At 70.3% G+C, this 5895-nt stretch carries 3 protein-coding genes; all 3 read left to right on the top strand.

From position 1 onward, the window contains the following. On the top strand, positions 1-1695 hold a 1695-nt coding region (locus VL973_RS13300), incomplete at its 5' end, for a PD-(D/E)XK nuclease family protein (protein ID WP_325284511.1). After that, positions 1679-5074, top strand: coding sequence for a double-strand break repair helicase AddA (addA, locus tag VL973_RS13305; RefSeq protein ID WP_414712250.1), 3396 nt, complete (start codon positions 1679-1681; stop codon positions 5072-5074). The genes VL973_RS13300 and addA, both read left to right, overlap by 17 nt. Before the next feature lie 54 nt (positions 5075-5128). Next, the gene (gene trxA / locus VL973_RS13310) at positions 5129-5449 is read left to right on the top strand and encodes a thioredoxin TrxA (RefSeq protein WP_325284513.1); all 321 of its coding nucleotides are present in this window, start codon (positions 5129-5131) and stop codon (positions 5447-5449) included. Positions 5450-5895 lie beyond the last annotated feature (446 nt).

Below are 5895 nucleotides of genomic sequence, written 5' to 3' on the forward strand. Positions count from 1 at the left end.
GCGCCCATGTCGCTGCTGGCGCTGCTGAAACACCCGCTGGTCGCCGCCGACGATGGGGAGCTGCGGCTGCAATGGCTTGAGGGCGCGCGGCGGCTGGACCTGTCCTTGCGCGGTCCGCGCCCCGCGCCGGGGCTGGACGGCATCGACGCGCATCTGGCGCAGGGTGACAAGCGCACCGCCGCGCTGCGGGCGGCGGCTGCCAAGTGGTGGCACGATATCCGCGAATGCCTGGCCCCCATCGCGGCGATGGCCGATGGCGGGGAGCGTTCGCTGGACGATCATGCGCGCCTGTTGCGCGAAGCAGCGACGCTGCTGGCGGGCGACGCAGCCTGGTCGCGGGCCGAGGGGCGGGCGGCGGCGGACCTGCTCGACCAGTTGGAGCGCGACGGCGGCGACGGACCGCGCGCGGTGTCGCCCGGCGCACTGCTGCCGATGCTGCGCGAACTGCTCGATGCGGTTGCCGTGCGCCCGGCACAGGGGGGGCACCCGCGCCTGTCGATCTATGGCCTGATCGAAGCACAGTTTCAAAGCGCCGACCTGATGATCCTGGGCGGGCTGAACGAAGGGGTGTGGCCGACGCTGCCCGCGCCCGATCCGTGGCTGGCACCGCGTATCCGCGGCGAGCTGGGTCTGCCCGCGCTGGAGCGGCGGATCGGCTTGTCGGCGCATGACTTTGCGCTGGGCCTTGGCGCGCGCGAAGTGATGCTGACGCGCGCGCGTCGTGATGCGGCGTCGCCCCGCATCGCCTCACGCTTCTGGCTGCGGCTGGAGGCGCTGGCGGAGGGGCTGGAGCCGGTGCCGCATCTCGCCGAATGGGCGCGCGCGCTGGACGCGGCCGACGTGCAGCGCCCCGCCGCGCGCCCCGCGCCGTGCCCACCGGTCGCCGACCGCCCGCGCAAGCTGTCCGTGACCGAGGTCGACCGGCTGAAGGCCGATCCCTATGCCTTTTATGCGCGGCGGATGCTGGGGCTGTCGCCGCTCGACCCGGTCGATGCCGATCCCAGTGCGGCGTGGCGCGGCACGGCGGTGCACGCGATCCTTGAGGCATGGTCGCGCGACGACGCGCACGACCCCGCGCGGCTGGTGGCGCGTGCCCATGCCATGCTGGACGATACCCGCACGCACCCCATCGTCCGCGCGCTGTGGCGACCGCGCCTGATCGCGGCGGTCGAATGGATTGCGGGCGAACTGGTGCGCCAGATGGGGGAGGGTCGCCGCGTGCTGGGGGTCGAGCAATCGGGTGCGATCGAGATTGCGGGCGTCACGCTGACGGGCAAATATGACCGCATCGACCGCACGCCCGACGGGCATCTGGCGATCATCGACTACAAGACCGGCAAGCCGCCCAGCCCGGCAGCGGTGGCGGCAGGGTTCAGCCTGCAACTGGGCCTGATCGGCCTGATCGCCGAGCGCGGTGGCTTTGACGGCGTGGGCGGCGAGGCGCGCGATTTCGAATACTGGTCGCTGGCGAAAAAGGGGGAGGCGCTGGGCTATATCCAGCGTCCCGTCGGCGGGCGCAGCGGCATCGCGCCGGAGGATTTTGTCGGGATGGCGCACGATCATTTCGTCGGTGCGGTGCGCGAATGGCTGACCGGCGACGCGCCGTTCACGGCAAAGCTGGTGCCCGAAATGGCGCCCTATGCCGAATATGACCAGTTGATGCGCCGCGACGAATGGTATGGCCGCCATGACTAGACCGCTTCACCCCCTGCGCGGCGCGCAGCGTGACGCCAGCCATCCTGAGCGGCACATCTGGCTGGCGGCCTCGGCGGGCACGGGCAAGACGCAGGTGCTGGCCGCGCGCGTGTTTCGCCTGTTGCTGGCGGGCAGCCGGCCCGAGGCGATCCTGTGCCTGACCTTTACCAAGGCCGGCGCGGCGGAGATGGCGGAACGGATTTCGGGCACGCTGGCGCGCTGGGTTCGGCTGGACCGGGGCGACCTGTTCCACGAACTGCGCGGCCTTGGCGAACCGGCCACGCCCGAACAGGTCGAGCGCGCCCGCACCCTGTTCGCGCGCGTGCTGGACGCGCCGGGCGGCCTTCGCATCCAGACCATCCACGGTTTCTGCCAGAGCCTGCTCGCCGCCTTCCCGGCGGAGGCTGGACTGGTCCCCGGCTTTCGCCCGATCGAGCCGCGCGAACAGGCGCTGTTGCGGCGCGACGCGCTGGCCAGCCTGCTGGAGGAAGAGGCGCGCGGCGGCGGCACGCGCATTGCTGATGCCATCGGCGGGCTGGCGATGCGGCTGGGGGAGGTCAAGGCGGAAGCGTTCCTGCACGCTTGTGCTGCGCGGCCCGATGCGATGGCGGCCCTGCCGATGGGACCGGGCATCCAGCCCTTCATCCGCCGCGCGCTCGACCTGCCCGGCGACGACATCGACGCGGCGGTTCAGGCGGCGTGTGGCGACGACATGTTCGACATGGCGTCACTGCGCGAACTGTCAGCGCTTCAGGCGGCATGGGGCACCAAGCGCGGGCTGGAGCGCGCCGATGTGATCGCCGCGTGGCTGGCGGCTGATCCGGCCACGCGTGCGCGAACGCTGGGCGACCTGCATCTGGTGTGGGCAACGGGCAAGGGCGATCCGCGTGGCGGCAAGGGACAGGTGCCGCCGGGTGAGGATTATCCGCCGCTGGCCGAACGCCTGCATGGCCGCTGTGCCGAGCTGCTGTCGCTGCGCGTCCGCGCCGCCTATGCCGACGCACTGGCAGCCGCGCTGGAGGCGGGGCGCGCCTATGCCGCCGCTTATGCCGGGGCCAAGCGGCTGGCGGGCGCAGTCGATTTCGACGACCTGATTGCCGCCACGGTGCGCCTGCTGGAAACGCCGGGCATGGGCGAATGGGTGCGCTACAAGCTGGACCTGTCGACCGAACATGTCCTGATCGACGAGGCGCAGGACACCAACGTCGCCCAGTGGCGCATCGTCCGCGCCATCGCCGACGAGTTTTTCGCCGGAGCGGGCACCCGCGGCAACCGGGTCCGCACCCTGTTCACGGTGGGTGACGACAAGCAGGCGATTTACGGCTTTCAGGGCACGGACCCCATCTTCTTCCGCGCGGCGCAGGTGCATTTCGACCGGCTCGCTTCCGCAACGCCGGTGGAGGCAGAGGAGCATCGCCCGCTGGAGACGGTGGCGCTGAACGAAAGCTTCCGTTCGACCGCGACGGTGCTGCGCTTCGTCGATGCCGCGCTCGACATGCTGCCAGCACCCGGCATGGGGGCGGGGGAGCGCCAGCCCCATGCGTCGCAAGTGCCCGGTCCTGGCACCGTCACTTTGCTGCCCCCCGTCGTCGCGGGCGGCAGCGAGGAGGATGAGGAAAGCTGGGTCGACGATCAGGTGCGCGAACTGGCGAAACGCATCGCGAAGCAGGTCCGCGACTGGCTGGCCGCCGGGCATATGCTGGCCAGCAAGGGGCGGGCGCTCCGCCCCGAAGATGTGATGATCCTGGTCAAAAGGCGCGGCGACCTCGCCTCGTTGATCGTCGCGCGCCTGTATGCGGAGGGGGTGCCGGTGGCCGGTGTCGACCGTCTGCGCCTGAACGCGCCGCTGGCGGTGCAGGACCTGCTCGCCGCGATCCGCTTCGTGCTGCAACCCGGCGACGATCTGGCGCTGGCCAGCCTGATCGTCTCACCGCTGATCGGCTGGAGCCAGGACGATCTGATGGCGGCGGCGATGGGGCGCCAGGGCGGGCTGTGGCGCCATCTGCGCGCCACCCAGTCGTCCGAACGGCTGGCGCCGCTGTATCGCCTGCTGGCGCGCGCCGATTTCACCACGCCCTATCGCTTCCTTGAGGACATGCTGTCGGGCGAGTTGGACGGCCGCCGCCGCCTGATCGAGCGGCTGGGGGAGGAAGCGCGCGATCCGATCGAGGAGCTGCTGTCCGCCGCGCTGGATTTTGAACACAACGCCACGCCGTCGCTGCAGCGCTTCCTCGACTGGTTCGATCGCGGCGATGTCGAGATCGTGCGCGACAGCTCGCGGCCGCAGGCGGCGGTGCGGGTGATGACCGCCCATGGCTCCAAGGGGCTGCAGGCGCCGCTGGTCATCCTGGCCGACGCCACTGCCGACCCGACACAGAACCGCCGCGACCTGATCGAATGGCAGCCCGATCCGGCGCTGCCCGCGATCCCCATATTCCGCCCGCGATCGGCGGAGCGCGGCGGGTTGCTGGACACGCTGGTCGAGGACACCGACCGCCGCGAACTGGAAGAACATTGGCGGCTGTTCTACGTTGCCGCCACCCGCGCCGAAGAGCAACTGGTCATCGCGGGCAGCCTGTCGGAGCGCGCGAAGGGCGAAGCGCCGCCGCTCAGCTGGTATCGCGCCGCCATGCTCGCCTTCGATGCGCTTGGCGTGCCGCCGGGTGAGGCGCGGCAACTCGCTGACGATGCCGCGCCCGTTGCTGCCGATACCGGGTCGGCGCACCCCGCCCGCGACCCGGCAACGCTGCCGGGCTGGGCGCGCCGCCCCGCGCCACAGGAAGCACGCCCCCCCCGCCCGCTTGCCCCCTCGTCGCTGGGCGACGACGCGGTGGTCGATCCGCCACCCGGACCCGCGATGCGTGACGCGGCCGAGCGCGGGCGCCTGCTCCACGGCCTGTTCGAACGCCTGCCCGCGCTGCCGGGCGAGCATCGCCGCGCCGCCGGACTGGCGTGGCTGGGCGACGACCCGCTTGGCGCGGGCCTGCTCGATCGCGCGCTGGCGATCATCGACCACCCTGATTTCGCGGACCTCTTCGGTGCGGATGCTCTGGCCGAAGCGCCGATCGCCGCCGTGGTCGGTGGGCAGGTCGTCGCAGGCACCGTTGACCGGCTGCTGGTCCAGCCGGACCGCGTCCGCGTGGTCGATTTCAAGACCGGACGCCGCGTGCCCGACGGGCTGGGCGACGTGCCCGACTATCACCGGCGCCAGATGGCGGCCTATGTCGCGGCGCTGTCGGTCATCTTTCCCGACCGGCCGGTCGAAGCGGCGCTGCTTTATACCGCCGGGCCGCGTCTGTTGGTGCTGCCATCCGAAATGCTGGCGGCGGCCAAGCCGGGCTTGGCGGACACGGAGCAAAGCTTGCCCCCGCGCGCTTGAGCCGGTGCGTGCGGCACCATAGATTGCGTGCCAAGCAATGAAGGAGTTTCGATCATGCCGACCAAGGCCGTCACCGACCAGAGTTTCGCCAGCGACGTGCTGGGCGCCGAAGGTCCTGTCCTCGTCGATTTCTGGGCCGAATGGTGCGGGCCTTGCAAGATGATCGGTCCCAGCCTTGAGGAACTGTCCGACGAACTGGGCGACAAGGTGACGATCACCAAGCTGAACATCGACGAAAATCCCGATGCCCCCGGCAAATATGGCGTGCGCGGCATCCCCACCATGATCCTGTTCCGTAACGGGGAAGTCGCCGCGACCAAAGTCGGCGCCGAACCCAAGGGGCGGTTGAAGGCCTGGCTGGAAAGCGAGCTTTAAGTCACCGAAATCAGGGGCCGGCATCCGATGGGTGCCGGCCCTTTCGATTCCCGCGCCTGGTGTGGCGCGTCGGGTTGATTGACGGAAGTTTGTCACGCCGTCGTCACGAACGTCACCTTTCTGTCATTTAGAAGAAATCAAACCGTCTCCGAAACCGCATCGCCGTGTCATCGCCAGCCCCTAGCCGGGCGTCGGGGTCGACAGGGGGAACTCCGAGTCGATCGTCGGGCCTGCGCCCACCTCGTGAACCCGGAAAAGACCGGAACGGAGATTTTTTCATGGCTGACTTCAAACGCCTTAGCCTTATTCTGCTGACGAGCTGCGCGGGTGCGACCCTTGCTGCCTGTGACGGCGCCACCAGCGTCGCTTCGCCGGGCGAAGGCGTGATCGTCGTTCCGGCGCCGACGCCGGCTCCGGGACCCGCCCCGACCCCGACGCCCACCCCG

Source organism: Sphingomonas sp. (assembly GCF_035490575.1).
Taxonomy (GTDB): Bacteria; Pseudomonadota; Alphaproteobacteria; order Sphingomonadales; family Sphingomonadaceae; genus Sphingomonas.